General features: G+C 32.7%; 1 pseudogene. It reads left to right on the top strand.

The annotated features are described in order from the left end of the window. Window positions 1–45: 45 nt before the first annotated feature. Window positions 46–446: pseudogene (locus B3J44_RS17235) on the top strand (30S ribosomal protein S12 methylthiotransferase RimO); the annotation flags it as partial.

The following is a 446-nucleotide window of genomic DNA, read 5'->3' as shown; positions in this document are numbered from 1 at the left end:
GTTTGAATAAAAAAAGTGTAATTTTGCACTCCAATTTATAAAAGTATGAGAACCAAGTCTTTAAAAAAGAACAAAATTAACGTAATCACTCTTGGGTGTTCAAAAAATGTTTATGACAGTGAAGTCCTTATGGGACAGCTGCGTGCAAATGGTAAAGATGTTGAACACGAAGCTCCTGCAGAAAAAGAAGGAAACATTATTGTAATTAATACTTGCGGATTTATTGATAATGCAAAAGCAGAATCGGTAAACATGATTTTGGAATATGCAGATAAAAAAGACAAAGGGCTTGTTGATAAAGTTTTTGTAACAGGATGTTTATCTGAACGTTACAGACCAGACTTAGAAAAAGAAATTCCGAATGTTGACCAATATTTTGGAACTACAGAATTACCTCAACTATTAAAAGCTCTTGGAGCCGATTATAAACATGAGTTACTTGGAGA

The sequence above is a fragment of the Flavobacterium sp. UBA4854 genome (assembly GCF_002399805.1).
In the GTDB taxonomy this organism is placed as follows: Bacteria; Bacteroidota; Bacteroidia; order Flavobacteriales; family Flavobacteriaceae; genus Flavobacterium; species Flavobacterium ginsengisoli.
This window is presented reverse-complemented; position numbering and strand designations above follow the sequence as displayed.